The 26,086-nt window shown below is 63.1% G+C and carries 30 protein-coding genes and 1 riboswitch; of the genes, 22 read left to right on the top strand and 8 right to left on the bottom strand.

The window, feature by feature from the left end:
* The first annotated feature begins 2 nt into the window (after window positions 1–2).
* From rpsQ to E8E91_RS14810, 19 genes are all read left to right on the top strand, one after another.
* Window positions 3–269 (top strand): 30S ribosomal protein S17, encoded by a 267-nt coding sequence (gene rpsQ / locus E8E91_RS14900; RefSeq protein WP_003448733.1) that lies wholly within the window; start codon window positions 3–5, stop codon window positions 267–269.
* A gap of 22 nt (window positions 270–291) precedes the next feature.
* The gene (gene rplN, locus E8E91_RS14895) at window positions 292–660 is read left to right on the top strand and encodes a 50S ribosomal protein L14 (protein ID WP_003448734.1); all 369 of its coding nucleotides are present in this window, start codon (window positions 292–294) and stop codon (window positions 658–660) included.
* A 12-nt stretch (window positions 661–672) separates the two neighbouring features.
* Window positions 673–987, top strand: a complete 315-nt coding sequence (gene rplX, locus E8E91_RS14890; protein WP_028629285.1) for a 50S ribosomal protein L24 — start codon at window positions 673–675, stop codon at window positions 985–987.
* A gap of 20 nt (window positions 988–1,007) precedes the next feature.
* Complete coding sequence (gene rplE / locus E8E91_RS14885; protein ID WP_151131575.1) at window positions 1,008–1,547, top strand: 50S ribosomal protein L5; 540 nt, start codon at window positions 1,008–1,010, stop codon at window positions 1,545–1,547.
* Between the two features lie 13 nt (window positions 1,548–1,560).
* The gene (gene rpsN / locus E8E91_RS14880; protein WP_028629283.1) at window positions 1,561–1,866 is read left to right on the top strand and encodes a 30S ribosomal protein S14; all 306 of its coding nucleotides are present in this window, start codon (window positions 1,561–1,563) and stop codon (window positions 1,864–1,866) included.
* Between the two features lie 192 nt (window positions 1,867–2,058).
* Window positions 2,059–2,451: a 30S ribosomal protein S8 gene (gene rpsH, locus E8E91_RS14875; RefSeq protein ID WP_016490543.1), complete on the top strand. Its 393-nt coding sequence runs from the start codon at window positions 2,059–2,061 to the stop codon at window positions 2,449–2,451.
* A 14-nt stretch (window positions 2,452–2,465) separates the two neighbouring features.
* Window positions 2,466–2,999: a 50S ribosomal protein L6 gene (gene rplF, locus E8E91_RS14870; RefSeq protein WP_028629281.1), complete on the top strand. Its 534-nt coding sequence runs from the start codon at window positions 2,466–2,468 to the stop codon at window positions 2,997–2,999.
* A 10-nt stretch (window positions 3,000–3,009) separates the two neighbouring features.
* A complete protein-coding gene (gene rplR / locus E8E91_RS14865) occupies window positions 3,010–3,360 on the top strand; it encodes a 50S ribosomal protein L18 (RefSeq protein WP_044872684.1) in 351 nt (116 codons plus the stop codon).
* Window positions 3,361–3,363: 3 nt separating this feature from the next.
* Complete coding sequence (rpsE, locus tag E8E91_RS14860; protein WP_003448746.1) at window positions 3,364–3,864, top strand: 30S ribosomal protein S5; 501 nt, start codon at window positions 3,364–3,366, stop codon at window positions 3,862–3,864.
* A gap of 2 nt (window positions 3,865–3,866) precedes the next feature.
* Complete coding sequence (gene rpmD / locus E8E91_RS14855; protein ID WP_036991154.1) at window positions 3,867–4,043, top strand: 50S ribosomal protein L30; 177 nt, start codon at window positions 3,867–3,869, stop codon at window positions 4,041–4,043.
* Between the two features lie 3 nt (window positions 4,044–4,046).
* Window positions 4,047–4,481 carry a 50S ribosomal protein L15 gene (gene rplO / locus E8E91_RS14850; protein WP_280364802.1) on the top strand — a complete coding sequence of 145 codons (435 nt, stop codon included), beginning with the start codon at window positions 4,047–4,049 and terminating at the stop codon, window positions 4,479–4,481.
* Entirely contained in the window at window positions 4,482–5,810 is a 1,329-nt protein-coding gene (gene secY / locus E8E91_RS14845; RefSeq protein WP_280364799.1) for a preprotein translocase subunit SecY, read from the top strand.
* Window positions 5,811–5,840: 30 nt separating this feature from the next.
* Window positions 5,841–5,957, top strand: a complete 117-nt coding sequence (gene rpmJ, locus E8E91_RS14840; protein ID WP_037025762.1) for a 50S ribosomal protein L36 — start codon at window positions 5,841–5,843, stop codon at window positions 5,955–5,957.
* Window positions 5,958–6,089: 132 nt separating this feature from the next.
* Window positions 6,090–6,446 carry a 30S ribosomal protein S13 gene (rpsM, locus tag E8E91_RS14835; RefSeq protein WP_003448758.1) on the top strand — a complete coding sequence of 119 codons (357 nt, stop codon included), beginning with the start codon at window positions 6,090–6,092 and terminating at the stop codon, window positions 6,444–6,446.
* A gap of 30 nt (window positions 6,447–6,476) precedes the next feature.
* Window positions 6,477–6,866: a 30S ribosomal protein S11 gene (gene rpsK, locus E8E91_RS14830; protein WP_039806105.1), complete on the top strand. Its 390-nt coding sequence runs from the start codon at window positions 6,477–6,479 to the stop codon at window positions 6,864–6,866.
* 16 nt (window positions 6,867–6,882) lie between these two features.
* The gene (rpsD, locus tag E8E91_RS14825) at window positions 6,883–7,503 is read left to right on the top strand and encodes a 30S ribosomal protein S4 (RefSeq protein WP_151131580.1); all 621 of its coding nucleotides are present in this window, start codon (window positions 6,883–6,885) and stop codon (window positions 7,501–7,503) included.
* 22 nt (window positions 7,504–7,525) lie between these two features.
* Entirely contained in the window at window positions 7,526–8,527 is a 1,002-nt protein-coding gene (gene rpoA, locus E8E91_RS14820) for a DNA-directed RNA polymerase subunit alpha (protein WP_190826499.1), read from the top strand.
* A 45-nt stretch (window positions 8,528–8,572) separates the two neighbouring features.
* Entirely contained in the window at window positions 8,573–8,962 is a 390-nt protein-coding gene (gene rplQ, locus E8E91_RS14815) for a 50S ribosomal protein L17 (RefSeq protein WP_004419938.1), read from the top strand.
* A 173-nt stretch (window positions 8,963–9,135) separates the two neighbouring features.
* Complete coding sequence (locus E8E91_RS14810; RefSeq protein ID WP_280376385.1) at window positions 9,136–10,581, top strand: catalase; 1,446 nt, start codon at window positions 9,136–9,138, stop codon at window positions 10,579–10,581.
* A gap of 69 nt (window positions 10,582–10,650) precedes the next feature.
* On the opposite strand, the gene uvrA is transcribed toward E8E91_RS14810, so the two are convergent.
* Complete coding sequence (uvrA, locus tag E8E91_RS14805; protein WP_280376384.1) at window positions 10,651–13,485, bottom strand: excinuclease ABC subunit UvrA; 2,835 nt, start codon at window positions 13,483–13,485, stop codon at window positions 10,651–10,653.
* Between the two features lie 207 nt (window positions 13,486–13,692).
* Between uvrA and E8E91_RS14800 the strand changes: the two genes are divergently transcribed.
* Window positions 13,693–15,087: an MFS transporter gene (locus E8E91_RS14800; RefSeq protein ID WP_280376382.1), complete on the top strand. Its 1,395-nt coding sequence runs from the start codon at window positions 13,693–13,695 to the stop codon at window positions 15,085–15,087.
* A gap of 9 nt (window positions 15,088–15,096) precedes the next feature.
* Window positions 15,097–15,582 carry a single-stranded DNA-binding protein gene (locus E8E91_RS14795; protein WP_190826507.1) on the top strand — a complete coding sequence of 162 codons (486 nt, stop codon included), beginning with the start codon at window positions 15,097–15,099 and terminating at the stop codon, window positions 15,580–15,582.
* A 117-nt stretch (window positions 15,583–15,699) separates the two neighbouring features.
* Here E8E91_RS14795 and E8E91_RS14790 read toward each other — a convergent pair whose 3' ends face one another.
* The 7 genes from E8E91_RS14790 to cobG all read right to left on the bottom strand — a co-directional run bounded on the left by E8E91_RS14790 (window position 15,700) and on the right by cobG (window position 24,427).
* Complete coding sequence (locus E8E91_RS14790; protein ID WP_280376380.1) at window positions 15,700–18,114, bottom strand: TonB-dependent siderophore receptor; 2,415 nt, start codon at window positions 18,112–18,114, stop codon at window positions 15,700–15,702.
* A gap of 240 nt (window positions 18,115–18,354) precedes the next feature.
* Window positions 18,355–19,320 carry a FecR family protein gene (locus E8E91_RS14785; RefSeq protein WP_280376378.1) on the bottom strand — a complete coding sequence of 322 codons (966 nt, stop codon included), beginning with the start codon at window positions 19,318–19,320 and terminating at the stop codon, window positions 18,355–18,357.
* The gene (locus E8E91_RS14780; RefSeq protein ID WP_280376377.1) at window positions 19,317–19,814 is read right to left on the bottom strand and encodes a sigma-70 family RNA polymerase sigma factor; all 498 of its coding nucleotides are present in this window, start codon (window positions 19,812–19,814) and stop codon (window positions 19,317–19,319) included. The genes E8E91_RS14785 and E8E91_RS14780 overlap by 4 nt, the downstream gene beginning before the upstream one ends.
* Before the next feature lie 187 nt (window positions 19,815–20,001).
* Entirely contained in the window at window positions 20,002–21,651 is a 1,650-nt protein-coding gene (gene cobJ / locus E8E91_RS14775) for a precorrin-3B C(17)-methyltransferase (protein WP_280376375.1), read from the bottom strand.
* Window positions 21,652–21,741: 90 nt separating this feature from the next.
* On the bottom strand, window positions 21,742–22,488 hold the full coding sequence (locus tag E8E91_RS14770) for a precorrin-2 C(20)-methyltransferase (protein WP_280376373.1): 747 nt from the start codon (window positions 22,486–22,488) through the stop codon (window positions 21,742–21,744).
* A complete protein-coding gene (locus E8E91_RS14765) occupies window positions 22,488–23,114 on the bottom strand; it encodes a precorrin-8X methylmutase (protein WP_226283405.1) in 627 nt (208 codons plus the stop codon). The genes E8E91_RS14770 and E8E91_RS14765 overlap by 1 nt, the downstream gene beginning before the upstream one ends.
* The gene (cobG, locus tag E8E91_RS14760) at window positions 23,111–24,427 is read right to left on the bottom strand and encodes a precorrin-3B synthase (protein WP_280376372.1); all 1,317 of its coding nucleotides are present in this window, start codon (window positions 24,425–24,427) and stop codon (window positions 23,111–23,113) included. Before cobG ends, E8E91_RS14765 begins: the two co-directional genes overlap by 4 nt.
* An 86-nt stretch (window positions 24,428–24,513) precedes the next feature.
* Window positions 24,514–24,705, bottom strand: a riboswitch (cobalamin riboswitch).
* Window positions 24,706–24,785: 80 nt separating this feature from the next.
* Here cobG and cbiE point away from each other — a divergent pair.
* Window positions 24,786–25,991 carry a precorrin-6y C5,15-methyltransferase (decarboxylating) subunit CbiE gene (cbiE, locus tag E8E91_RS14755; protein ID WP_280376371.1) on the top strand — a complete coding sequence of 402 codons (1,206 nt, stop codon included), beginning with the start codon at window positions 24,786–24,788 and terminating at the stop codon, window positions 25,989–25,991.
* The last annotated feature ends 95 nt before the right edge of the window (window positions 25,992–26,086 follow it).

The following is a 26,086-nucleotide window of genomic DNA, read 5'->3' as shown; positions in this document are numbered from 1 at the left end:
TCATGGCTGAAGCTCAGAAAACCGTCCGCACGCTGACCGGCCGCGTCGTCAGCGACAAGATGGACAAGACCATCACCGTTCTGATCGAGCGCCGCGTAAAGCACCCGATTTACGGTAAATACGTGAAGCGTTCGACCAAGCTGCACGCCCACGACGAAACCAACCAGTGCCGCATCGGCGACAAGGTCACCATTCGTGAGACCCGTCCGCTGGCCAAGACCAAATCCTGGTCCCTGGTGGAAGTCGTCGAACGTGCCGTGGAAGTCTAAGGACTAAGGGTCGGAGAAAGATATGATTCAGACTCAATCCATGCTCGACGTCGCTGACAACAGCGGTGCTCGTCGCGTTATGTGCATCAAGGTCCTTGGTGGTTCGCACCGTCGCTATGCCGGCATCGGCGATATCATCAAAGTGACCGTGAAGGAAGCGATTCCGCGTGGCAAGGTGAAGAAAGGCCAGGTAATGACCGCTGTTGTGGTCCGTACCAAGCACGGCGTTCGTCGCCCTGACGGCTCGATCATCCGCTTCGACGGCAACGCCGCCGTCCTGCTTAACAACAAGCAGGAGCCGATCGGCACCCGTATCTTCGGGCCCGTGACCCGTGAACTGCGTTCCGAGAAGTTCATGAAGATCGTCTCGCTCGCCCCCGAAGTGCTGTAAGGAGAAGCCGTCATGCAAAAGATTCGTCGTGACGACGAGATCATCGTCATCGCCGGCAAGGACAAGGGCAAGCGTGGCAAGGTGCTCAAGGTTCTCGCTGACAGCCGCGTGCTGGTCAGTGGTGTAAACCTGATCAAGCGCCACACCAAGCCTAACCCTATGGCCGGTGTCCAGGGCGGTATCGTCGAGCGAGAGGCGCCTCTGCACCTCTCCAACGTGGCCATCTTCAATGGCGAAACCAACAAGGCTGATCGCGTTGGTTTCAAAGTTGAAGACGGTAAGAAAATTCGTGTCTTCAAGTCGACCCAAAAACCGGTTGATGCTTGAGAACTGCTAGGTAGATAACCATGGCACGACTGAAAGAGATTTACCGGAAAGAAATCGCGCCGAAGCTGAAGGAACAACTTCAGCTTGCGAACGTGATGGAAGTTCCGCGCATCACCAAAATCACCCTGAACATGGGTCTGGGCGAAGCGATCGGTGACAAGAAAATCATCGAAAACGCTGTAGCTGACCTGGAAAAGATCACCGGCCAGAAAGCCGTCGTGACCTACGCCCGCAAGTCCATTGCAGGCTTCAAGGTTCGTGAAGGTTGGCCGATCGGCGTCAAGGTCACCCTGCGCCGTGATCGCATGTACGAGTTCCTGGATCGTCTGCTGGCCATCTCCCTGCCGCGCGTGCGTGACTTCCGCGGCCTGAATGCCAAGTCCTTCGACGGTCGTGGCAACTACAGCATGGGTGTGAAAGAGCAGATCATCTTCCCGGAAATCGATTACGACAAAATCGATGCGCTGCGCGGTCTGGATATCACCCTGACCACCACCGCCCGTACGGATGACGAAGGTCGTGCGCTGCTGCGCGCCTTCAACTTCCCGTTCCGCAACTGATTGGAGTAGGAATATGGCCAAACAGAGCATGAAAAACCGCGAGCTGAAGCGTCAGCAGACGGTTGCTAAGTACGCTAAGAAGCGCGCTGAGCTGAAAGCTACCATTGCCAACCCGAACTCCACTCCGGAAGCTCGTTGGGAAGCTCAGGTAGCCCTGCAGAAGCAGCCACGTGACGCCAGCGCCTCGCGCCTGCGTAACCGCTGCCGCATCACCGGTCGTCCGCACGGCGTTTACCGCAAGTTCGGCCTGGGCCGTAACAAGCTGCGTGAAGCTGCTATGCGCGGTGATGTACCCGGCCTGGTGAAAGCCAGCTGGTAATGATCGTCGGTTAGGCCGACCCTCCGGTCGGCCCAGCCCAGGTCATCTGAATCAAGCCCCTTTTGGGGCTTGATTCGTTTCTGGAGTATCTCTAGAATGTCCGGCTCGCCGAGTCTGGCCGAAATCCGTCCAGTGCTCGCGTGTGACACTAGCCGCAAGGCTATTTCTTTTTGTATCAGGAGCATCTAGCCCATGAGTATGCAGGACCCGTTAGCGGACATGCTAACTCGTATCCGTAATGCCCAGATGGCTGAAAAGTCTGTCGTAAGCATGCCGTCCTCCAAGCTGAAGGTGGCAGTAGCCAGCGTTCTGAAGAACGAGGGTTACATCACGGGATACCAAGTCAGCAGCGACATCAAGCCTCTGCTGTCCATCGAGCTGAAGTACTTCGAAGGCCGTCCGGTAATCGAAGAGCTGAAGCGCGTAAGTCGTCCTGGTCTGCGCCAGTACAAGTCCGTCGATCAGCTGCCGAAAGTACGTGGCGGTCTGGGCGTATCGATCGTTTCCACCAACAAAGGTGTGATGACTGATCGTGCTGCCCGCGCTGCTGGTGTTGGCGGCGAAGTGCTTTGCACTGTGTTCTAAGGGGGGTTGAAAGCATGTCTCGCGTTGCTAAGAACCCCGTCAAGCTGCCCGCTGGCGTAGAAGTCAAGATCGCCGGTCAGCAGCTCTCGGTGAAGGGTGCCAAAGGCGCTCTCGAACTGAAAGTGCATCCGTCTGTGGAAGTTCTGGAAGAATCCGGTGAGCTGCGTTTCGCTGCTCGCAACGGTGATCAGCAGAACCGCGCCATGGCCGGTACCACCCGTGCGCTGGTTAACAACATGGTGATCGGCGTCAGCCAGGGCTTCGAGCGCAAGCTCCAGCTGGTCGGCGTTGGTTACAAAGCTCAGGCCAAAGGTCAAACGCTGTCCCTGGCTCTCGGCTTCTCGCATCCGGTGGATTACGAACTGCCGCAAGGCATCACCGCTGAAACCCCCAGCCAGACCGATATCCTGATCAAGGGCATCGACAAGCAGCTGGTTGGTCAAGTGGCCGCTGAGATCCGCGACTTCCGTCCGCCGGAGCCTTACAAAGGCAAGGGTGTACGTTACGCGGACGAAGTCGTCCGTCGTAAAGAAGCTAAGAAGAAGTAGGGCATAGCAAATGAGCGTAAAGAAAGAAACTCGTCTGCGTCGCGCTCGCAAGGCACGCCTGAAAATGCGCGAGCTGGAAGCCGTACGCCTCTGCGTGTACCGCTCTTCCCAGCACATCTACGCCCAGGTCATTTCGGCCGACGGCGCCAAGGTCCTGGCCAGCGCCTCGACCCTGGACAAAGAACTGCGTGACGGCGCCACTGGCAACGTCGACGCGGCCAAGAAGGTTGGTCAGCTGGTTGCCGAGCGTGCTAAGGCCGCCGGCGTCACTCAGGTGGCATTCGATCGTTCTGGCTTCAAGTACCACGGCCGCGTCAAGGCGCTGGCTGATGCTGCTCGTGAAGGCGGGCTGGAGTTCTAAGTTATGGCAAATAACGAGCAAAAGCGCGACGAAGGCTACATCGAGAAGCTGGTTCAGGTTAACCGCGTTGCCAAGACCGTAAAAGGTGGTCGTATCTTCACCTTCACCGCGCTGACCGTGGTTGGTGATGGCAAAGGTCGTGTTGGCTTCGGTCGTGGCAAGTCCCGCGAAGTGCCTGCTGCGATCCAGAAGGCGATGGAAGCTGCCCGCCGCAACATGATCCAGGTTGACCTGGATGGCACCACCCTGCAGTACCCGATCAAGTCCGCCCATGGCGCCTCCAAGGTGTTCATGCAGCCGGCTTCCGAAGGTACCGGTATCATCGCCGGCGGCGCCATGCGTGCCGTTCTGGAAGTGGCCGGTGTGCAGAACGTTCTGGCCAAGTGCTACGGTTCCACCAATCCGGTGAACGTGGTTTACGCCACTTTCAAGGGTCTGAAGAACATGCAGTCCCCTGAGTCCGTTGCGGCCAAGCGTGGTAAGAGCGTCGAGGAGATTCTCTAATCATGGCAACTGTCAAAGTGACGCTGGTCAAGAGCGTTAACGGCCGTCTGGCTAACCACAAGGCTTGCGTCAAAGGTCTCGGCCTGCGTCGCATTGGTCACACCGTAGAAGTTCAGGACACTCCTGAAAACCGCGGCATGATCAACAAGGCTTACTACCTTCTGCGTGTCGAGGGTTAATCCATGAAACTGAACGATCTGCGTTCCGCGCCGGGTGCCCGTCGCGAAAAGCACCGTCCGGGCCGTGGCATCGGTAGCGGTTTGGGTAAGACTGGTGGCCGTGGTCACAAAGGTCAGACCTCCCGCTCCGGTGGCACCATTGCTCCGGGCTTTGAAGGCGGTCAACAGCCGCTGCACCGTCGTCTGCCGAAGTTCGGCTTCGTCTCCCTGAAGGCTATGGATCGCGCAGAAGTGCGTACTTCCGAGCTGGCCAAGGTCGAAGGCGACGTCATCACTCTGCAGGCGCTGAAGGATGCCAACGTGATTAACCAGAACGTACAGCGTGTGAAAATCATGCTGTCCGGCGACGTTACTCGCGCGGTCACCCTGAAAGGTATCGCCGCCACCAAAGGTGCGCGTGCGGCTATCGAAGCAGCTGGCGGTAAGTTCGAGGACTAAATGGCTAAGCAAGGTGCTCTCTCCGCGCTCAGCAATGGCGGGTTGTCCGAGCTCTGGGCTCGACTGCGTTTCCTGTTCCTGGCGATCATCGTCTACCGGATCGGCGCGCACATCCCAGTGCCCGGTATCAACCCTGACCGGCTGGCCGAGCTGTTCCGGCAGAACGAGGGGACCATTCTTAGCCTGTTCAACATGTTCTCTGGTGGCGCGCTGGAGCGGATGAGCATCTTTGCACTGGGGATCATGCCGTACATCTCGGCGTCGATCATCATGCAGCTCATGACCGCGATCAGCCCGCAGCTAGAGCAGTTGAAGAAGGAAGGTGAAGCTGGCCGTCGCAAGATCAGCCAGTACACCCGCTACGGCACTGTAGCCCTGGCATTGGTCCAGGCCATCGGCATGTCCGTTGGTCTGGCCAGTCAAGGCGTCGCTTTCTCGTCTGATTTCGGCTTCTACTTCGTGGCTGTCACCACCTTCGTGGCTGGTGCGATGTTCATGATGTGGCTGGGCGAGCAGATCACTGAGCGCGGTGTCGGCAACGGTATCTCGATGCTGATTTTTGCTGGCATCGTGGCCGGTCTGCCGAGGGCGATCGGGCAGTCTTTCGAGTCTGCACGTCAGGGCGATATCAACATCTTCGCTCTGGTCGCCATCGGGTTGTTGGCAGTAGCGATCATCGGTTTTGTGGTGTTCATTGAGCGTGGCCAGCGTCGCATTGCGGTGCACTACGCCAAGCGTCAGCAGGGCCGCAAGGTCTTCGCTGCGCAGACCAGCCACCTGCCGTTGAAGGTGAACATGGCCGGCGTTATCCCGGCTATTTTCGCCAGCAGCATCCTGCTGTTCCCGGCCTCTCTGGGCGCCTGGTTCGGTCAGTCCGAAAGCATGGGCTGGCTGCAGGACGTCGCACAGGCTATCGCTCCTGGTCAGCCGTTGAACATTTTGCTGTTTAGTGCAGGGATCGTATTCTTCTGCTTCTTCTACACAGCTCTGATGTTCAATCCGAAAGACGTGGCGGAGAACCTGAAGAAGTCCGGTGCCTTTATCCCGGGTATCCGACCGGGCGAGCAGTCGGCGCGCTATATCGATGGCGTACTGACCCGCTTGACCATGTTCGGTGCTCTGTACATGACGGCTGTTTGCCTGCTGCCCCAGTTCCTGGTGGTAGCAGCGAATGTACCGTTCTACCTTGGCGGGACCTCGTTGCTGATCGTGGTAGTGGTTGTTATGGACTTTATGGCCCAAGTACAATCCCACCTCGTTTCGCACCAGTACGAATCCCTGATGAAGAAAGCCAACCTGAAGGGCTACGGCAGCGGCATGCTCCGCTGACCCGGTTCCGTAAGGTTCTAGGAGTTACTGATGAAAGTTCGTGCATCGGTGAAAAAGCTGTGCCGCAACTGCAAGATCGTTCGTCGCGACGGTGTCGTTCGCGTGATCTGCAGCGCGGAACCGCGTCACAAGCAGCGCCAAGGCTGAGTGTGATTCACGCGTTATGAACCCGGCAGCTAGTGCGCTGCCGGGTTGATTATTCGTTTCTACAGCGCTAATATCTCGCGCCCTTTTCTTGGCTTCCGGGGCGTAGGTAGCTGTCAACTGGAGTTTCACTGAATGGCCCGTATTGCAGGCGTCAACATTCCAGATAACAAGCACACTGTTATCTCGCTGACCTACATCTACGGTGTTGGTCGCACCACTGCGCAGAAAATCTGCGCTGTCACCGGCGTAAACCCGGCGGCAAAGATCAAGGATCTCTCTGACGAGCAGATCGAACAGCTGCGTGGCGAAGTCGCGAAGCTCACCACTGAAGGTGACCTGCGTCGCGAAATCAACATGAACATCAAGCGTCTGATGGACCTGGGCTGCTACCGCGGTCTGCGTCATCGCCGCGGTCTGCCTGTTCATGGCCAGCGCACCAAGACCAACGCGCGTACCCGTAAGGGCCCGCGTAAGCCGATCCGCAAGTAATTGCGCCCGCGAATCGACAGGAATTAAGTCATGGCTAAGCCTGCTGCTCGTCCTCGTAAGAAAATCAAAAAGACAGTGGTGGATGGGATCGCCCATATCCACGCGTCTTTCAACAACACCATCGTTACCATCACTGATCGTCAGGGCAATGCTCTGTCCTGGGCGACCTCCGGTGGTTCCGGTTTCCGCGGCTCCCGTAAGAGCACCCCGTTCGCTGCCCAGGTTGCAGCCGAGCGCGCCGGTCAGGCTGCTCTGGAATACGGCCTGAAGAACCTCGACGTGAACGTCAAGGGCCCGGGTCCGGGTCGCGAATCCGCCGTGCGTGCACTGAACGCCTGCGGCTACAAGATCGCCAGCATCACCGACGTGACGCCTATCCCGCACAACGGGTGCCGTCCGCCGAAGAAGCGTCGCGTGTAAAAGGAGACAGTGAGAAATGGCTCGTTACATTGGTCCCAAGTGCAAACTGTCCCGTCGTGAAGGTACCGACCTCTTCCTGAAGAGTGGTGCTCGCGCGCTCGAATCCAAGTGCAACATCGAATCCGCTCCTGGCCAGCATGGCGCCCGTCGTGGCCGTCTGTCCGACTACGGCACCCAGCTGCGCGAAAAGCAGAAAGTACGCCGCATCTACGGTGTCCTGGAGCGTCAGTTCGGTAACTACTACAAAGAAGCTGCTGCCCGCAAAGGCGCTACCGGCGAAAACCTGCTGCAACTCCTCGAGTGCCGCCTGGACAACGTCGTGTACCGCATGGGCTTCGGCGCTACTCGTTCCGAGTCCCGTCAGCTGGTTTCCCACAAGGCCATCAGCGTGAACGGTCAGACCGTGAACGTTCCGTCCTACCAGGTCAAAGCTGGTGACGTGGTTGCCGTTCGCGAGAAGTCGAAGAACCAACTGCGTATCGTCCAGGCCCTCGAACTGTGTGCCCAGCGTGGCCGCGTGGAGTGGGTCGAGGTCGACGCAGACAAGAAGTCCGGCGTGTTCAAGAGCGTGCCGGCTCGCAGCGATCTGTCCGCCGACATCAACGAAAACCTGATTGTCGAGCTCTACTCCAAGTAAGGGCTAGAAAATAGGTGCATCCATGCAGAGTTCGGTAAATGAGTTCCTGACCCCCCGCCACATTGATGTGCAGGTGGTCAGTCCGACCCGCGCCAAGATCACGCTCGAGCCTCTCGAGCGTGGTTTCGGCCATACCCTGGGCAACGCGCTGCGTCGCATCCTGTTGTCCTCCATGCCTGGCTGTGCAGTAGTCGAGGCCGAAATCGACGGCGTACTCCATGAGTACAGTGCCATCGAGGGTGTTCAGGAAGATGTCATCGAGATCCTCCTGAACCTCAAAGGTCTGGCTATCAAGCTGCACGGCCGTGACGAAGTAACGCTGAACCTTTCGAAGAAAGGCTCGGGCGTGGTCACTGCTGCCGATATTCAGCTGGATCATGATGTCGAAATCGTCAACGGCGACCACGTGATCGCCAACCTGGCGGAAAACGGCGTCCTGAACATGAAGCTCAAGGTGTCCCGCGGCCGTGGCTATGAGCCCGCCGACGCGCGCCAGAGCGACGAAGACGAGAGCCGCAGCATCGGTCGTCTGCAGCTCGACGCCTCGTTCAGTCCCGTCCGCCGTGTTGCATACGTGGTTGAAAACGCCCGTGTGGAGCAGCGCACCAACCTGGACAAGCTGGTCATCGATCTGGAAACCAACGGCACCCTGGACCCTGAAGAGGCCATCCGTCGTGCCGCTACCATCCTGCAACACCAACTGGCTGCGTTCGTCGACCTGAAGGGCGACAGCGAGCCGGTAGTGGTTGAGCAGGAAGACGAGATCGATCCGATCCTGCTTCGTCCGGTTGATGACCTCGAGCTGACCGTACGTTCGGCCAACTGCCTGAAGGCGGAGAACATCTACTACATCGGTGACCTGATTCAGCGCACCGAAGTAGAGCTGTTGAAGACTCCGAACCTGGGCAAGAAGTCCCTGACCGAGATCAAGGACGTCCTGGCCTCCCGTGGTCTGTCCCTCGGCATGCGCCTCGACAACTGGCCGCCGGCAAGTCTCAAGAAGGACGACAAGGCGACTGCCTGATCGTCCGTAATCACCGAACGTAGAAGTTTGGTAAGGAATTGAACCATGCGTCATCGTAAAAGTGGCCGTCACCTCAGCCGCACCAGCGCACACCGCAAGGCCATGTTCCAGAACATGGCGGTGTCGCTGTTCGAGCACGAACTGATCAAAACCACCCTGCCGAAAGCCAAGGAACTGCGCCGCGTTGCCGAGCCGCTGATCACCCTGGCCAAGGAAGACAGCGTTGCCAACCGTCGTCTCGCTTTCGACCGTACCCGTTCGAAAGCTGCCGTAGGCAAACTGTTCAACGATCTGGGCAAGCGCTACGCCAACCGTCAGGGCGGCTACCTGCGCATCCTGAAGTGCGGTTTCCGCGCTGGCGACAACGCTCCCATGGCTTACGTCGAGCTGGTTGACCGTCCGGTCGCTGGTGAAGTCGAAGCTGCTGCCGAGTAAGTCGGTCGTTGCATGAAAAACCGGGCCTCGTGCCCGGTTTTTTTATGCCTGTTCAATTAGTTGATATCTATTGATTGGTTGCTGTTAATAAATTGGAGCCTGGTTCTGGCTGAATCGATACTTCTGCTCATCCGGTCACGCCGGAATCAAAAGAGCCCATAAGGAGATGTTGCATGAGCCAGAAGCCGATTCTCACCACGACCGCCGGTAATCCGGTTGCGGATAACCAGAATTCCCTCAGTGCCGGGCCGCGCGGGGCGCTGTTGCTTCAGGACTACCACCTGATCGAGAAGCTGGCCCACCAGAACCGCGAGCGTATTCCGGAGCGCGTTGTGCATGCCAAAGGCTGGGGCGCCTACGGCACGTTGACCATCACGAACGACATCACTCGCTACAGCAAGGCTTCGGTGTTCTCCGAGGTTGGCAAGAAGACCCAGGTGCTCGCGCGCTTCTCCACCGTAGCCGGTGAGCTCGGAGCGGCCGATGCCGAGCGCGATGTGCGCGGCTTCGCCCTGAAGTTCTATACCGAGCAAGGCAACTGGGATGTGGTGGGAAACAACACCCCCATTTTCTTCATCCGCGACCCGCTCAAGTTCCCCGACTTCATTCACACCCAGAAGCGCCATCCGAAGACCAACCTGCGCTCCAGCACCGCGGCCTGGGATTTCTGGTCGCTGTCTCCAGAAAGCCTGCACCAGGTGACGATCCTGATGTCGGACCGCGGACTGCCCACCGACGTGCGCCATATCAACGGGTACGGTTCGCACACCTACAGCTTCATCAACGCAGCCAACGAGCGCTTCTGGGTCAAATTCCACTTCAAGACGCTGCAGGGCCACAAGCACTGGACCAACGACGAGGCCGCTGAAGTGGTTGGTCGCAGTCGTGAAACCACGCAGGAGGACCTGTTCTACAGCATCGAGAACGGCGATTTCCCGAAGTGGCGCTTCTGCATCCAGGTCATGACTGAGGAGCAGGCCCGTAACACCCGATATAACCCGTTCGACCTGACCAAGGTCTGGCTTCATGGGGAGTTCCCGCTGATCGAGGTGGGCATCCTGGAGCTGAATCGCAACGCGGAAAATTACTTCGCCGAGATCGAACAGGCTGCCTTCTCGCCCTCCAACGTCGTGCCTGGCATTGGCCATTCGCCCGACAAGATGCTCCAGGCTCGCGTATTCAGCTACGCCGATGCGCATCGCTACCGCCTGGGTACCCACTACGAGGCGCTGCCGGTGAACGCGCCGAAATGCCCTGTCCACCACTATCACAAGGACGGTGCGATGCGTTTCTTCGCCGGCAGCCAGAACCCGGACGCCTACTACGAGCCAAACTCGTTTGCTGGCCCGGCACAGGCTACGGAGTATGCCGAGCCGGCATTGGCAATCGACGGTGCTGCCGATCGCTATGACCACCGTGATGGCAATGACGATTACAGCCAGCCGCGCGCCTTGTTCCTGTTGTTCGATGAAGGTCAGCGGCAGCGGCTGTTCGCGAATATCGCCGGGTCCATGGCGGGCGTGCCTCAGTTCATCATCGACCGCCAACTGGCGCACTTCGACAAGGTTCACCCGGACTACGGCAACGGAGTTCGCGCGGCTCTGGCAGCCGGCAACTGATCTGTATCTCACCCTGAATGAAAAAGGCCGGGCATTACTGCCCGGCCTTTTTTCGTCGCGTCGCCTGGATCAGGCCCGATCGCGCTCCAGCAACGGCTTGAGGAAGCGGCCGGTGTGGGATTGCGGCATGTCCGCGACGTCCTCCGGCGTACCGGTGGCGATGATCTGGCCGCCCTTGGAACCGCCTTCCGGCCCAAGGTCCACCAGCCAGTCGGCGGTCTTGATCACGTCCAGATTGTGCTCGATGACCACGACCGTATTGCCGTGGTCACGCAGGCGATGCAGTACGTCCAGCAGTTGCTGGATATCCGCGAAGTGCAGGCCGGTGGTGGGCTCGTCGAGGATGTACAGCGTCTTGCCGGTATCGCGTTTGGACAGCTCGCGGGACAGCTTGACCCGCTGCGCCTCGCCGCCGGATAGCGTGGTCGCACTCTGCCCGAGCTTGATGTACGACAGGCCGACGTCCATCAGCGTCTGCAGCTTGCGGGCGATGGCCGGGACGGCGTCGAAGAACTCGCGCGCGTCCTCGATGGTCATGTCCAGCACCTCGGTGATGCTCTTGCCCTTGTAGCGGACTTCCAGGGTCTCGCGGTTGTAGCGCTTGCCCTTGCAGACGTCGCAGGGAACGTAGATGTCCGGCAGGAAGTGCATCTCCACCTTGATCACACCGTCGCCCTGGCAGGCCTCGCAGCGGCCACCCTTCACGTTGAAGGAGAAACGCCCTGGGCCGTAGCCACGTGAGCGGGACTCCGGCACACCGGCGAACAGCTCCCGGATCGGCGTGAACAGGCCGGTGTAGGTGGCCGGGTTGGAACGCGGTGTCCGGCCGATGGGGCTCTGGTCGATGTCCACAACCTTGTCCAGATGCTGCAGGCCATCGAAGCTATCGTGGGACGAAGCCTCCAGCGACGTGGCGCCATTCAGCGCGGTGGCGGTGATGGGGAACAGGGTGTTGTTGATCAGTGTCGACTTGCCCGAGCCGGATACGCCGGTCACGCAGGTCAGCAGGCCCACCGGAATCTCCAGGTTCACCTGCTGCAGGTTGTTGCCGCTGGCGCCCTTGAGCTTGAGGGATTTCTTCTTGTCGCGGGGGGTACGGTTGGCCGGTACTTCGATCTTCACCCGCCCGGACAGGTACTTGCCGGTCAGCGAGTTCGGGTGAGCCATGACCTCATCCGGAGTGCCCTCGGCGACGATCTGGCCGCCGTGCACGCCGGCGCCCGGGCCGATGTCCACCACATAGTCGGCGAGGCGGATCGCATCCTCGTCGTGCTCGACCACGATCACCGTATTGCCCAGGTTGCGCAGGTGGGTGAGGGTGGCCAGCAGGCGCTCGTTGTCGCGCTGGTGGAGGCCGATGGAGGGCTCATCGAGGATGTACATCACCCCCACGAGGCCGGCGCCGATCTGGCTGGCCAGGCGAATGCGCTGGGCCTCGCCGCCGGAAAGGGTATCCGCGCTGCGATCCAGGGTGAGGTAGTCGAGGCCCACGTTGACCAGGAACTGCAGGCGTTCGCGGATTTCCTTGAGGATCTTCTCGGCAATCTCGCCACGTCGGCCGGTCAGGCTCAGGACGCCGAAGTAGTCGGCCGCTTCGCCCACCGGAAGGCCGGTGACCGCCGGCAGGGTCTTGTCGCCAACCCAGACATGGCGTGCCTCGCGGCGCAGGCGAGTGCCACGGCAGTCGGGGCAGGGCTGGGTGCTGAGGAACTTGGCCAGCTCTTCGCGCACAGTCGCCGATTCGGTTTCGCGGTAGCGGCGTTCCAGGTTCGGGATGATTCCCTCGAACGGGTGGGAGCGCTTGACGATATCGCCGCGGTCGTTGAGGTAGCGGAAGTCGACGTCCTCGCGGCCGCTACCGAAGAGGATCACTTTCTGGTGTTCGGCGGAGAGTTGGTCGAAGGGCATCTCCAGGCTGAAGCCGTAATGCGCGGCCAGGGAGCCGAGCATCTGGAAGTAGTAGACGTTGCGCCGGTCCCAACCGCGGATGGCGCCCTCGGCCAGGGTCAGCTCGCCGTTGACCAGGCGCTTGGCGTCGAAGAACTGCTTCACGCCCAGGCCGTCGCAGGTGGGGCAGGCACCAGCCGGGTTGTTGAAGGAGAAAAGCTTGGGCTCAAGCTCGCTGATGGAGTGGCCGCAATGGGGGCAGGCGAAGCGCGCGGAGAAGATGATCTCGTCGCCTTCCTCGTCATCCATGGGCGCCACCAGGGCGATGCCGTCGGCCAGGTTGATCGCCGTTTCGAAGGATTCCGCCAGGCGCTGCTGCAGGTCGCCACGCACCTTGAAGCGGTCGACCACCACGTCGATGGAGTGCTTCTTCTGCTTGTCCAGCTTGGGCAGCTCATCCAGCTCGTACAGCTTGCCGTTCACTCGGGCACGCACGAAGCCCTGAGCACGCAGTTCCTCGAACACGGCCAGGTGTTCGCCCTTGCGCTCGCGCACCACCGGGGCCAGCAGCATCAGCTTGCGGCCTTCGGGAAGGGCCAGGACCTGGTCGACCATCTGGCTGACCGTCTGGGCTTCCAGCGGCACATCGTGGTCCGGGCAGCGCGGCGTACCGACGCGGGCATAGAGCAGGCGCAGGTAGTCGTAGATCTCGGTGATGGTGCCGACGGTAGAGCGCGGGTTGTGGGAGGTGGACTTCTGCTCGATGGAAATCGCCGGAGACAGGCCTTCGATGGTGTCCACATCGGGCTTTTCCATCATCGACAGGAACTGCCGGGCATAGGCCGACAGGGACTCCACATAGCGGCGCTGGCCCTCGGCGTAGAGGGTATCGAAGGCCAGCGACGACTTGCCCGAACCGGACAGGCCGGTGATCACGATCAGCTTGTCGCGGGGCAGGGTGAGGTCGACGTTCTTCAGGTTATGGGTACGTGCCCCACGGATCAGGATCTTGTCCACAACGGCCTCACTTGGCGGGCGGAAACCCGCGATTATACGGCCCGCCGCTTGAACGCGGCAAAGCGTCACAAGCGTGTCGCAATTCGCCGGGACTGCTAGAATGCGCGGCATTTTTCAGGCACCGGCGACAGCCGGGCACCCAGGACGGGTGGCCAGCCAGACAGGGGCGCATGACGCAGCTCCCGATCGCTTTCCCTCGAGGCACCTATGCACGATTCCCACTCAGAACGCATGAGCGGCAGCGAAACGCGCGCAGCCAGCGGCCTGGCCCTGGTGTTTGCGTTCCGCATGCTCGGCATGTTCATGGTATTGCCAGTACTGGCCACCTATGGCCAGGACCTTGCCGGCGCCACTCCGGCCCTGATCGGCCTGGCCATCGGCGCTTACGGTCTGACCCAGGCAGTACTGCAGATTCCCTTCGGCGTCATTTCCGACCGCATCGGCCGTCTGCCGGTGATCTACATCGGCCTGCTGATCTTCGCTGCCGGTGCAGCCCTGGCGGCTAACGCCGACTCCATCTGGGGTGTGATCGCCGGCCGTGTGCTGCAGGGCGCCGGCGCCATTTCCGCCGCGGTGATGGCCCTGCTGTCCGACCTCACCCGCGAACAGCACCGCACCAAGGCGATGGCCATGATCGGCATGAGCATCGGCGTGTCCTTCGCCGTTGCCATGGTGGTCGGGCCGCTGCTGACCCGTGCCTTCGGCCTGTCCGGGCTGTTCTGGGCCACCGCCGTCATGGCGCTGTTCGGCATCGTGATCATCGCCACCATGGTGCCGCGTGCCGCCCACCCGCTGCAGCACCGTGAGTCAGGCGTGGCGCGGCAGGCGCTGCTGCCCACCCTCCGGCACCCGGACCTGCTGCGCCTGGACTTCGGCATCCTCGCCCTGCACGCCGTCCTCATGGCCAGCTTCGTCGCGCTGCCACTGGCATTGGTTGAGAAAGCCGGCCTGCCCAAGGAAGAGCACTGGTGGGTTTACCTCACCGCGCTGCTGGTGGGTTTCTTCGGCATGGTTCCCTTCATCATCTACGGCGAGAAGAAGCGCCAGATGAAGCGTGTGCTGGTCGGTGCGGTCGCCGTGCTCTGTGCCTGCGAGCTGTTCTTCTGGCAGTTCGGCGACAGCCTGCGTGCGCTGGTGTTCGGCGCCATTGTCTTCTTCACCGCATTCAACCTGCTGGAGGCGTCGCTGCCGTCGCTGATCAGCAAGGTGGCGCCGGCCGGTGGCAAGGGCACCGCCATGGGCGTGTACTCCACCAGCCAGTTCCTCGGAGCGGCTGTAGGGGGCATTTTGGGCGGCTGGCTGTTCCAGCACGGCGGCCTGTCGACGGTGTTCGTCGGTTGTGCGGTGGTCTGTGCGATTTGGTTGGCCATTGCTGTTACTATGCGTGAACCTCCGTACGTAACCAGCCTGCGCCTGCCGCTAGGCGCCGCCGCTGTAGCCGATACCGGCCTGGTTGCGCGTTTGTTGGCACTGCCCGGAGTGGCGGATGCCGTCGTGGTGGCCGAAGAGGCGGCCATCTATATCAAAGTGGATTCTGAAAAACTGGACCGCACATCCCTGGAGCGCCTGATCGAATCGGGCCCGGAATGTGCTGAAGCCTAGGAGAACGTCATGGCCCGTGGGGTTAACAAAGTCATTCTGGTTGGTAACGTCGGTGGTGATCCGGAAACCCGCTATCTGCCCAACGGCAACGCGGTGACCAACATCACCCTGGCCACCAGCGAGTCCTGGAAGGACAAGCAGACCGGCCAGCAGCAGGAGCGTACCGAATGGCACCGCGTGGTGTTCTTCGGCCGCCTCGCCGAAATCGCCGGTGAGTACCTGCGCAAGGGCTCGCAAGTCTACGTCGAAGGTGCCCTGCGCACCCGCGAGTGGGAAAAGGACGGCGTAAAGCGCTACACCACCGAGATCGTGGTCGACATCAACGGCCAGATGCAGCTGCTCGGCGGCCGTCCTGGCAGCGAAGGCGACGCCCCGCGCGCTCCGCGCCCGCAGCGTGAGCCGCAGCAGTCCGCCCCGCAGCAGCGCCCGGCTCCGCAGCCCGCCGCCCAGCCGGCTCCGGACTACGACAGCTTCGACGACGACATCCCGTTTTAAGTCGAATCGCGTAAGCGGAAAGACAAAGGCGCAGCCCTCGGGCTGCGCCTTTTTCGTTTCTGAGGCCGATCGCCAGCCCAGGGGGAAATGCTGACCCAGAGCTGGAAGTCGGTCAGCTCAGAACTGATAACTCAGCGTCGCCGTCACGTTGCGCTTCTCGCCGAAGTAGCAGAAATCGAGGCTGTAACAGGACGCCACGTAGTCCTCGTCCAGCAGGTTGTTGGCGTTCAGGCTGAGGTCCAGGCCTTGCATGCCCAGCTTGCCGAGGTCATAGCCGATGAGGGCGTCGACCAGGGTGTAGGAGGGCACGTGCAGGGTGTTCTCCTTGTCCGCCCAGGTCTTGCCGACATAGCGCACGCCGAGCCCGGTACGCAGGCCGTCCAAAGCGCCCGCGTTGAAGTTGTAATCACCCCAGATGGAAGCCATGTGCTTGGGTGCCTGGTTCGGGGTGTTGCCCTGGTTGCCGTCCAGTGCCTTGGCGTAGGTGATGTCGGTGTAGGTGTAGCTGGCCAGGACCTTGAAGTTCTCGGTGACCTGGGTGTGGGCTTCCAGCTCGAAGCCCTGGGAGCGCACCTTGCCCACCGAGGTGAAGAAGTTGTCCTGGGGCAGCTTGGAGGCGACGTTCTCCTGGGTGATGTGGAACACCGAGGCGGTGTACATGCTGTTGCTGTCTTGCGGCTGGAACTTCAGGCCGGCTTCCCACTGCTTGCCCTCGGTGGGTTCCAGGGCTTTGCCGGATGCGTCGGAGTAGGCGTTCGGGTTGAACGACTCGGAGTAGCTGATGTACGGCGCGATGCCATTCTCGAAGAGGTAGAGCACGCCGGCGCGGCCGGTGAACTTGTTCCAGCGCTCGTCGCTCTTGGTATGGGCGGTGCGGTTCTCGTCGGAGACTTCCACCCAGTCCTGGCGGATGCCGAGAGAGAAACGCCACTGGTCCAGATCGATCAGGTCCTGCATGTACAGGCCGGTCTGTTCCAGGCGACGGGTGTGGTTGTCCTCGGAAAGGAAGCTCAGGCTCTCGTTGCCGTACACCGGGTCGAAGGCGTTGAGCGGGGTGGAGACGCCGCTGGTCCAGTCCACATGGGTGCGGCGGCGCTGGTAGTCGAGGCCGGTGAGCAGGGTGTGGCGGGTGCTGCCCCAGTCGAATTCGGCCTGCACCATGTTGTCGATGATGTAGGCCTCGAGCTCCTCGCTGGCGCCGGAGAAGTAGCGGTTCAGCTCGTTGCTGTCGGGCGCGGTCCACTGGTAGCCGTAGACCTGCGAGAGCTCGACGTCCGAACTCAGGTAGCGGAAGTTCTGGCGCGCGGTCCAGACGTCGTTGAAGCGGTGCTCCAGCTGGTAGCCGAACATGCGCTGCATGCGGTCGAAGTCGTCCAGGCCCGGCTCGCCGTCGAAGAACTCGCGGCTGATGCGCTGACCGTTGTGCTGGAACACACTGCCGTCGGCCGGCACGCCGCTGTGGTAGCCGCCGTTCGGATCGTGCTGCAGGTAGCCCTGCAGGGTCAGGGTGGTGTCTTCACTGAAGTCGATGGCGAGGGTCGGGGCGATGGCGTAGCGCTCGTCCTTGGTGTGGTCGAACTGGGTGTCGCCACCCTTGCCCAGGCCCACCAGGCGGTAGGCGATGCGCTTCTCCTCGTCCAGCGGGCCGCTGAAGTCGAAACCCACGCCCTTCTGGTTCATGTTGCCGACCATTGCCTGCACCTGGTGGTAATCCTCATACAGCGGCTTCTTGCTGGTCAGCGCCACCAGGCCACCTGGCAGGCTGCGGCCGTAGAGCACTGAAGATGGGCCCTTGAGCACATCGATGCGTTCGAGGAAGTACGGGTCCACCTGCATCGAGCTGAAGGTGCCGCTGTCGCCCATGGTCTTCAGGCCGTCGAGGTAGACGTTGTCGACGCTGTTGTCGGCGAAGCCGCGCATCACGATGTAGTCGTAGCGGTTCGAGGCGCCCACCTGGCCGGTGAAGATACCGGGGGTGTAGCGCATGGATTGCTGGACGGTCTTGGAGCCCTGGTCGTCGATTTGTTCGCGGGTGATGACCGACACCGATTGCGAGGTCTCCATCAGCGATTTGCTGGTCTTGGTGGCGATCTGGCTGTGGGTGGCCAGGTAGCCGTCCTCGCTGCCCAGTGCGTTGCCCAGGGCGAATACCTGGGTGCTGGGCACTTCCAGCGCGCTGCCGGCCGGTACTTCATGCAGCACGAAGCTGCCGCCACCGAGGTTCTCCGCCTGCAGGGAGGTTCCGTCGAGCAGGCGCGCGAGGCCCGCTTCCACCGAGAAGGTGCCGTTCAGGCCGTTGCTGTTCAGGCCACGGGTCTGCGCCGGGGTGGCAGAGAGGTCGATGCCGGCCTCGCGGGCGAAGCGGTTCAGCGCCTCATCCAGGGCCCCGGCGGGGATGGCGTAGCTGCGGCTGGCGACGGCGGTGGCCTCTTCGGCGATGGCGCTGGCGGGCAGCAGTGGCGCGGCGAGTGTGGCGCAGAGCAGGGCGCCACGAACGGCGAGGGCAAGGTGGGAAGCGCGGGGTGCAGTCATGAAAACATCCGTGGGGATCGGCAAAGGTTAATGGGATTCATTCCCCTTGCCGGGGCAGGCGGTAAAACCCGCCAAAAAAGAATCAAATTCGTTCGAAGGAAAAACCTGTAGGGGCGATTTCAATCGCCAAGGGCGGCGCAGCTTCCCCCCGAGAGCGGCTTGTTTCGCGAATGAATTCGCTCCCACAAAAGCCTGTTGCCTTGCACCTGTGGGAGCGATTTCAATCGCGAAAAATCGGCTTCAAACCAGCGCCTCCACCCTCACCCACCACCGTGTGCGGTAGCGCAGTTGCACCGGCAGGGTGCGGGGTAGCAGGGCCAGCAGTTTGTCGGTGTCATCCAGGCGGAACACGCCGGACAGGCGCAGATCGGCGATAGCTTCGGCGCAGGCCAGGCGGCCGTGGCGATAGCGCGCTACCTCGGCGAGGAAGTCCGCCAGGCGCATGTCGCGGGTGACGATCAGGCCGTCGACCCAGGCACCGGCCTCCATGCCCAACTCCGCTACCGGGTGGATGCCATCCCGGCTCAGGTCGAAGCTCTGTCCTGCTTCGACGACCTGCTGCGGCAGGCCACTGGCCGGGTTCAACACCACGCTGCCCTGCAGCACGCTGAGCCGCGAGGCGGTTTTCCCCTGGTGCAGTACGAAGCGCGCGGCTTGGGATTCCACCAGGCCGTGGGCGGTGTGCACGCGCATCGGCCTGGGCTGGATGGCGCTGCTGACGAGGATTTCCCCGCGCCGCAGTTCGATCAGTCGCTGCTGCGAATCGAAGCGGATATCCACCGCCGTGTCGGTGTTCAGTTGCAGTTGGCTGCCGTCGGCCAGTACCAGGCCGCGGCGCTGGCCCGTGGCAGTGGCGAGGTCGGCGGTGAGGCGTTCCCAGGGGGTGATGTCGCGGGTCAGCCAGAGCGCAGCGCCACCCACGGCAGCGCCGGACAGAAGCTTCAGCGCCTGACGCCTGCGCAGGCCGGCTCGGGCGTTGTCCAGCACCAGGCCTGCGCCGGGCAGAGCCTTCAGGCCCATGCCCAGCTCGCGGTTGAGTTGCTGCACCCGCTGCCAGGCCAGCTCGTGATTGGTGTCCTGGCCGCGCCAGTGTTCGCACGCCTTCTGCAGCTCGGCGTCGCCATTGCCGCGCAAGCGCATCATCCACTGGATGGCCTGGCGCACTACCTGTTCATCGGGCGCGGTGGTTTGGCTCTGGGCGCTCATTTTTCGAACCGCAGCAGGTAGCAGTGATAGAGGGCATCGGCCACATAGCGCTCCACCGAGCGCAGGGAAATGCCCAGGCGCGTGGCGACCTCCTTGTGGGTCAGCCCCTCGCACTGGGCGAGCAGGAAAGCGGTGCGCGCCTTGGGTTTGAGGCAGTCGAGCATCTGCGCGATGCGCTCCAGCAGTTCGAGGATCAGCTCGCGTTCCTCGGGGGAGGGCGCCTCGGCTTCGGGCAGCTGCGCCAGTGCTTCGAGGTAGGCGCGCTCCAGTTCCTCGCGGCGCCAGTGGTCAATCACCAAGCCGCGCGCCACGGTACGCAGGAAGGCGCGTGGTGTACGCAGCTCCAGGCTCTCGCCCTTGCCCATCAGGCGCAGGAAGGTGTCCTGGGCGAGGTCCGCCGCATCGGCGGCATTGCCCAGCTTGCTGCGCAGCCAGTTCTTCAGCCAGCCGTGGTGCTCGCTGTACAGCGCCTGGAGGGTGATGTGAGACGACATGAAGGCCACCGCGAGATGCGATACAAATGAAAATTAATCGCATTTTCATGATGCGCTTCGGCTTTTGCAACAGCGACTGTAGGTCTTGCCTGATGCGGTCGTCGGAATACGGCACGTTTGTAGGAGCGAGCTTGCTCGCGAAGCATCGAGCGAAGCCTTTGTTCGCGAGCAGAGCTCGCTCCTACCTCTAGCGATACCAGCGCGGCGTGTAGACCCAGTCCTCGCCGTTGCCCTTCGGCACGAGCCGGGTCAGCGATGAGCCGATGATCACCAGGGTGCGCATGTCCACCTGTTCCGGCGTCAGTTCGCCGAGCGTGGTGAGGGTCAGTTTCTCCGCCGGACGGCCGATATCGCGACCCAGCACGACCACCGTTTCCGGCTTGCGATGACGGGCGACGATTTCCAGGGCGCGTCCCAACTGCCAGGGCCGTGCCTTGGAAATGGGGTTGTAGAAGGCCATGGCGAAGTCGGCGGCGGCGGCGTGGTCGAGGCGGTTCTCGATCACGTCCCAGGTCTTGAGGTTGTCCGACAGCGAGATCAGGCAGAAGTCATGACCCAGCGGCGCGCCGGCCTTGGCCGCCGTGGCGAGGGCGGCGGAAACCCCGGGGAATACCTGCAGTTCGACCTGCAGCCATTCCGGATCGCGGGACTCGTCCAGGGCCTCCAGCACGGCAGCGGCCATGGCGAACACACCCGGATCGCCGGACGACACCACCACCACGCGGCGACCGCTGGCGGCCAGTTCGAAAGCATGGCGGGCACGCTGCAGCTCTTCGCGGTTATCGGTGCAGTGCGTCACCTGGTCGGCGCGCAGTGGGCCAGCCATGCGGATGTAGGTTTCGTAGCCGAGCAGGTCCTCGGCTTCGTCCAGGGCCTGGCGCGTGGCGGGCACCATGAACTCGGCGGCGCCGGGGCCGAGACCGATCACGGTGAGGCGTCCGCGCGGCTGGCCGATCAGGGCCGGGTCCAGCGGTTCATTGGCCACGTGGAGACGGATGCCGTCGACTTGCTGGTGCAGGGGCGGTAGCGCGGACTCGTCGGTGATGAAGCGCAGCGGCACGCCCAGCTCGGCGGCGGTGGCGGCCAGTCTGGAATCGACCATTCGCGAGCGATCCGCCAGCAGGCAGGCCAGGGACAGTGGCGACAGTCCGGCGTCGGCCAGCGCTTGATGCACAGCTTGTGCGCTGGCCTCGCCATCTATGCGCGCAATGGTCACGCGTGGATGGATCAGCAGCTCATCCCTTGCCGCCGCACGCGCTTGGGCCGTGACGTGGATGACCCGTTGCGCCTCATCCGCCAGGGGCAGACGAACGTCGTCCAGCCAGGGCGCTTCGCCCTGTACCCGTACCGTTTGGCCGCCCAGCAGGTCGGAGACGAAGCGCTTGCCCTGCTCGATATCGGCCAGGGCAAAGCCCGCCGGCGGCTCCAGCAGGCAGGTGCCGAATCGCAGTTCGCCGCTGGTGGTGATGGCCGGCGACACCTCCAGTGCGGCAGCGATTTCCCGCGCCATGCGGTTCACCCCGCCGAGGCCGCCGAGCAGCGGCACCACGGCGCTGCCGTCTTCGGCGACTGCCAGTACCGGCGGCTCGGCGCCCTTGCTCGCCAGCAGCGGCGCCAGGGTGCGGATCACGATGCCGGCGGCGCACAGGGCGATGATCGGCGTGTCGGTGCGGTAGAGCTCGCGCAGGGTTTCGCCGAACTCGGCGTAAACGTCGTCGGCACCCTCGACACGCCCGGCCAGACCGAGGATGCGCGCCTGTGGATAAAGCGCCTGGATGCTTCTCGCAATCGGCAGGCCGCCATTGCCGAGCAGGACGATGGCCGGTGGGTTATGCATTGCAGAGTTCCACAGGTAGGGTGCGCCGTGCGCACCGGAAGTCATTGGTGCGCACGGCGCACCCTACGGGCACGGATATTCCGCGCGGCATCATCCCTTCCACTTCTGCCCGGGGATGACGATCATCGAGAAGTAGGGCGAGGCCATCGGGTCCACTTCATCCAGCGGCACGATGCGCTGGTTGGCCATGGTCGCGCGCTCCACGTAATGAGCGCGGCCGGCGATGCCGAGGTCCTGGAGGACGCGGCGTACCTTGTCGAAGTTGCGCCCGAGCTTCATCACCACGGCGGCTTCGGCGTCCGCCAGACGGTCCTTGAGTTCATCTTCCGGCAGCACGCCGGAGAGCACGGAAAGACTCTGGTTGCGGTACACCAGCGGTACGCCGAGCACCGCCGCGCTGCCCAGCATGGAGCAGACGCCCGGCACCACTTCCACTTCGTAGCGATCGGCCAGGCGGTCGTGCAGGTACATATAGGAGCCGTAGAAGAAGGGGTCGCCCTCGCAGATCACCGCCACGTCGCGGCCGGCTTCCAAGTGCTGGGCCACCTGCTCGGCGGCAGTGTCGTAGAAGTCGCTGATCACGGTTTCGTAGGTCAGCGGCGGTTCCAGCTTCTCGGTGGTTACCGGGTACACCAGCGGCATGCGCTGCTGCGCGTCGGTGAGGTGCTGCTCGATGATGCCGAAGGCGTTGCCGCCCTGGCCCTGGCTGGCTTTCGCCTTGGCCACGAAGTAACCCACTACCTGCGCCGATTGCAGCAGGCGCAGGGCCTTGAGGGTAATCAGTTCCGGGTCGCCGGGACCCACGCCCAGGCCGATCAGCCGTCCTTTGCCAGTCATCACTCCACCTCCGTGGCCAGGGCGTTGACCGCCGCCGCCGCCATGGCGCTGCCGCCGCGACGGCCACGCACGATCACATAGGGCACGCCTCGGCTGTCGGCGGCGAGCATGTCCTTGGATTCCGCCGCGCCGACAAAGCCCACCGGGAAGCCGAGGATCAGCGCCGGCTTAGGTGCGCCGGCATCGAGCATTTCCAGCAGGTAGAAGAGCGCAGTGGGGGCATTGCCGATCACCACCACGCTGCCTTCCAGGTGCTCGCGCCAATGCTCCAGGGCCACCGCCGAGCGGGTGTTGCCCAGCTCGCGGGCCAGCTCTGGCACGCCCGGATCGTTGAGGGTGCAGATGACCTGGTTGTTGGCCGGCAGGCGCGCCCGGGTGATGCCTTCGGCCACCATGCGCGCATCGCAGAGAATAGGCGCGCCGGCGGCGATGGCGGCGCGGCCGGCAGCTCCGGCGCCGGGGGAGAAGCGCAGGTCTTCCACCACATCGACCATGCCGCAGGCGTGGATCACCCGCACCGCGAGCTTTTCCAGGTCGGCGGGAATGCCGGCGAGGTTGGCCTCGGCGCGGATGATGGAGAAGGAGTTGCGATAGATCTCCTGACCATCGCGGATGTACTCGATCATGGTGTGGAACTCCAGGTGTCAGGAGAGGCGGCCAGGCGTTCGCCGGCCTCGATGATGCTGATATCGCGCGACAGCAGGCGGCCGAAGCCGGCGCCACCGCGCTGGAAGAGATCGTAGCGGCCGGGGGCGACGGCCAGCAGGGTAAAGGGCGCCACATGGGCGGCGGCGCAGGAACGCGGGCAGCCGCTGAGGTGGACTACTGCTCCGGGCGGCAGCAGCGGCGCCAGGGCCAAGGCATCGGATTTAGTGTCGGCCAGGCCCTTGGCGCAGCCGGCGGAGCCGGTGCAGGCAATCAGTCGGGCCAGGGACTCACGGGCATCGGTGGCGAAGCCCAGGTCCTGCATGGCTCGCAGGACCGCCTCGGCGTCTTCGGCGTTGGGTAGCACGATCGATTGCCAGGGCGTCAGGCGCAGGCTGCCGTCGCCCTGCTGGTCGGCAAGATCGGCGAGGGCGACGAGTTGCCCGGCATCCAGTCGGCCGAGGGTGGGCGCGCCACCGACATGGCGGCCCTCGCGAATACCCAGGTGAGCGAAGGGTTGCGGGGCAGCGCGTTGCCAGTCGCCGGCCGGCAGCAGGGGAAATTCCAGTCGTTGTTGCAGGCGCAGCAGCAGGTCGCCCGGTGGGTGTCCAGCGAGCAGGTGGCGCATGCGTGTCTGCTCGGGCGTCGCCAGTTCGAGGAACAGTTCCAGCACGGCTTCAACCAGTGCGGGGACCTGGGCGCGCGGTACGGCGGCCAGGGCGGGCGTATCGTCGCCGGATAGGGGCGGGCAGCCGGCAAGGCCAAAGGCGAACTGCGCGTGGTTGCCGTCACCCATGGCCGAGAGCCAGAGATCGTGGGGGTGTTCCAGCATCGCCATGGCCTCGCCGCCATCCAGCAGCAGGGCGAACTTGGGCGACAGGGCGTGGAAGTGCGACTTGTCCTGCAACAGGCTGAGGATCTGCTCGGCCAGTGGCGAGACATCCACCAGCGCACTGGAATCAAGGCCGGCCAGCGGGCTGACCATCAGGTTGCGAACGTCGTCGGCGCCCGCAGAGCCAGCCCCCAGATCCGCGGCCAGCAGGGCCGCGATCAGCGCCTGTTCCGCGCCCGGTTTCACGCCCCGAATCTGCAGGTTGGAACGGTTGGTAGCCTCGATCACGCCGCCCGCATGGGCCGTCGCGGCGGCGGCCACGGCGCGTGCCTGGCTGGAGCGCAGGCGGCCGCAGGGCAGCTTGATCCGGCAGATGCCGCCGTCCTTCGCCTGGACGATGCGCAGCAGCCCCGGGCAAGCCGAGGGGCGAACGGATAGCGATGTGGGCTGGGCGTGCTTCACTCAGGTCACCATGGTTGGCGTCGCGGCGACCCGGGTCCCTAGGCTAGGGACAACGTTGCACCGATACACCCCGCTCGATGCGTACACACGCGACTGGTTCCACCGGCAGGTCTCCTGGCTGGCAGGTCGTCGTCCCGTGCGGCCTTCCCGATAACTCAGTGGCCAGATTGCATGGACTCGCTGCTTACAGTTGCGGGGGCAGCCACGGCTCGACCGTGTTCCCTCTTAGGCTGGGGCTCGTCAGGTGAGCGCCAGCGACCGATGAAGGGCGCTATTATGCCCGCTTTGCCCGGACCGGGGAAAAGGCTGCCTGTCGGAAGCCGAATGACCTTGGCGTTTTCAGAATCGAGGAGAGCAAATGCAGCCCTGGCTGACAGTGGTGGGGATTGGCGAAGACGGTTATGCAGGCCTGGGCAAGGCCGCACGTCATGCCCTGCTGGGCGCCGCTGAGGTGGTGGGCGGCCCGCGCCAACTCGACCTGCTGCCGCGCTGCATCCGCGCCCGTCGCACGCCCTGGCCCAGCCCCTTCTCGCTGGCGCCGGTGCTGGAACGGCGCGGCACGCCGATCTGCGTGCTGGCCAGCGGCGATCCCATGCTGTTCGGTGTGGGCGCCAGCCTTGCGCGGCAGGTGTCGGCGGAAGAACTGCGTGTGATCCCCGCACCCTCGTCCTATTCCCTGGCGGCGGCTCGCCTGGGTTGGCCATTGCAGGACGTCACCCTGCTCTCTGTGGTTGCGCGTCCCCTGGCGGCCCTCAATGCCCATCTGCACGACGGCGCCCGTCTGCTGGTGCTGAGCAATGACGGCAGCAGCCCGGCGGCCATCGCTGCACTGCTGACCGAACGTGGCTTCGGTCCCAGCCGGATTACCGTGCTGGAGCACCTGGGCGGCGAGCGTGAGCGACGCATCGACGGCATTGCCTGCGACTGGTCCCTCGGTGAGGTTGCCGCACTCAACCTGGTGGCCGTCGAAGTTCTGCCCGGTGAAGGCACCCGTCCATTGCCGCTGACCACCGGCCTGCCGGACGACGCCTATCGCCACGACGGCCAGCTCACCAAGCGCGACGTCCGCGCCGTTACCCTCGCGCGCCTGGCGCCGCGTCCCGGCGAACTGCTCTGGGACGTGGGCGCCGGCTGCGGTTCCATCGGCATCGAGTGGATGCGCGCGCACCCGGATTGCCGCGCCATTGCCATCGAGGCCAACGAAGGCCGCCAGGCTCACATCCGCCACAACCGCGATGCCCTCGGCGTGCCCGGCCTGCAACTGGTGGCCGGCCAGGCACCTGTAGCGCTGGACGGGCTGCCCGCGCCGGATGTCATCTTCATCGGCGGCGGCGTTACTGAACCCGGTGTGCTGGACACCTGCTGGAACCAGCTCAAGCCCGGCGGCCGGCTGATCGCCAACGCGGTGACCCTGCAAAGCGAAGCCACGCTGGTGGCTTTCCGTGAGCGGCACGGTGGTGAACTCACCCGTATCGCCATCGCCCAGGCCCAGCCACTGGGCGGTTTCGACACCTGGCGTTCGGCATTGCCAATTACCTTGCTGGAAGTGGTCAAGGATGCGTAGGTTGGCGCAGAGCGCAGCGAAGCCCAACGTATCGGGATACGGGATTACTCCGACATTGGGGCTCGTCCTCCCGGCGTCAGTCGACATCACCTCCT

This window comes from Pseudomonas sp. BN515 (genome assembly GCF_029873155.1).
In the GTDB taxonomy this organism is placed as follows: Bacteria; Pseudomonadota; Gammaproteobacteria; order Pseudomonadales; family Pseudomonadaceae; genus Metapseudomonas.
This window is presented reverse-complemented; position numbering and strand designations above follow the sequence as displayed.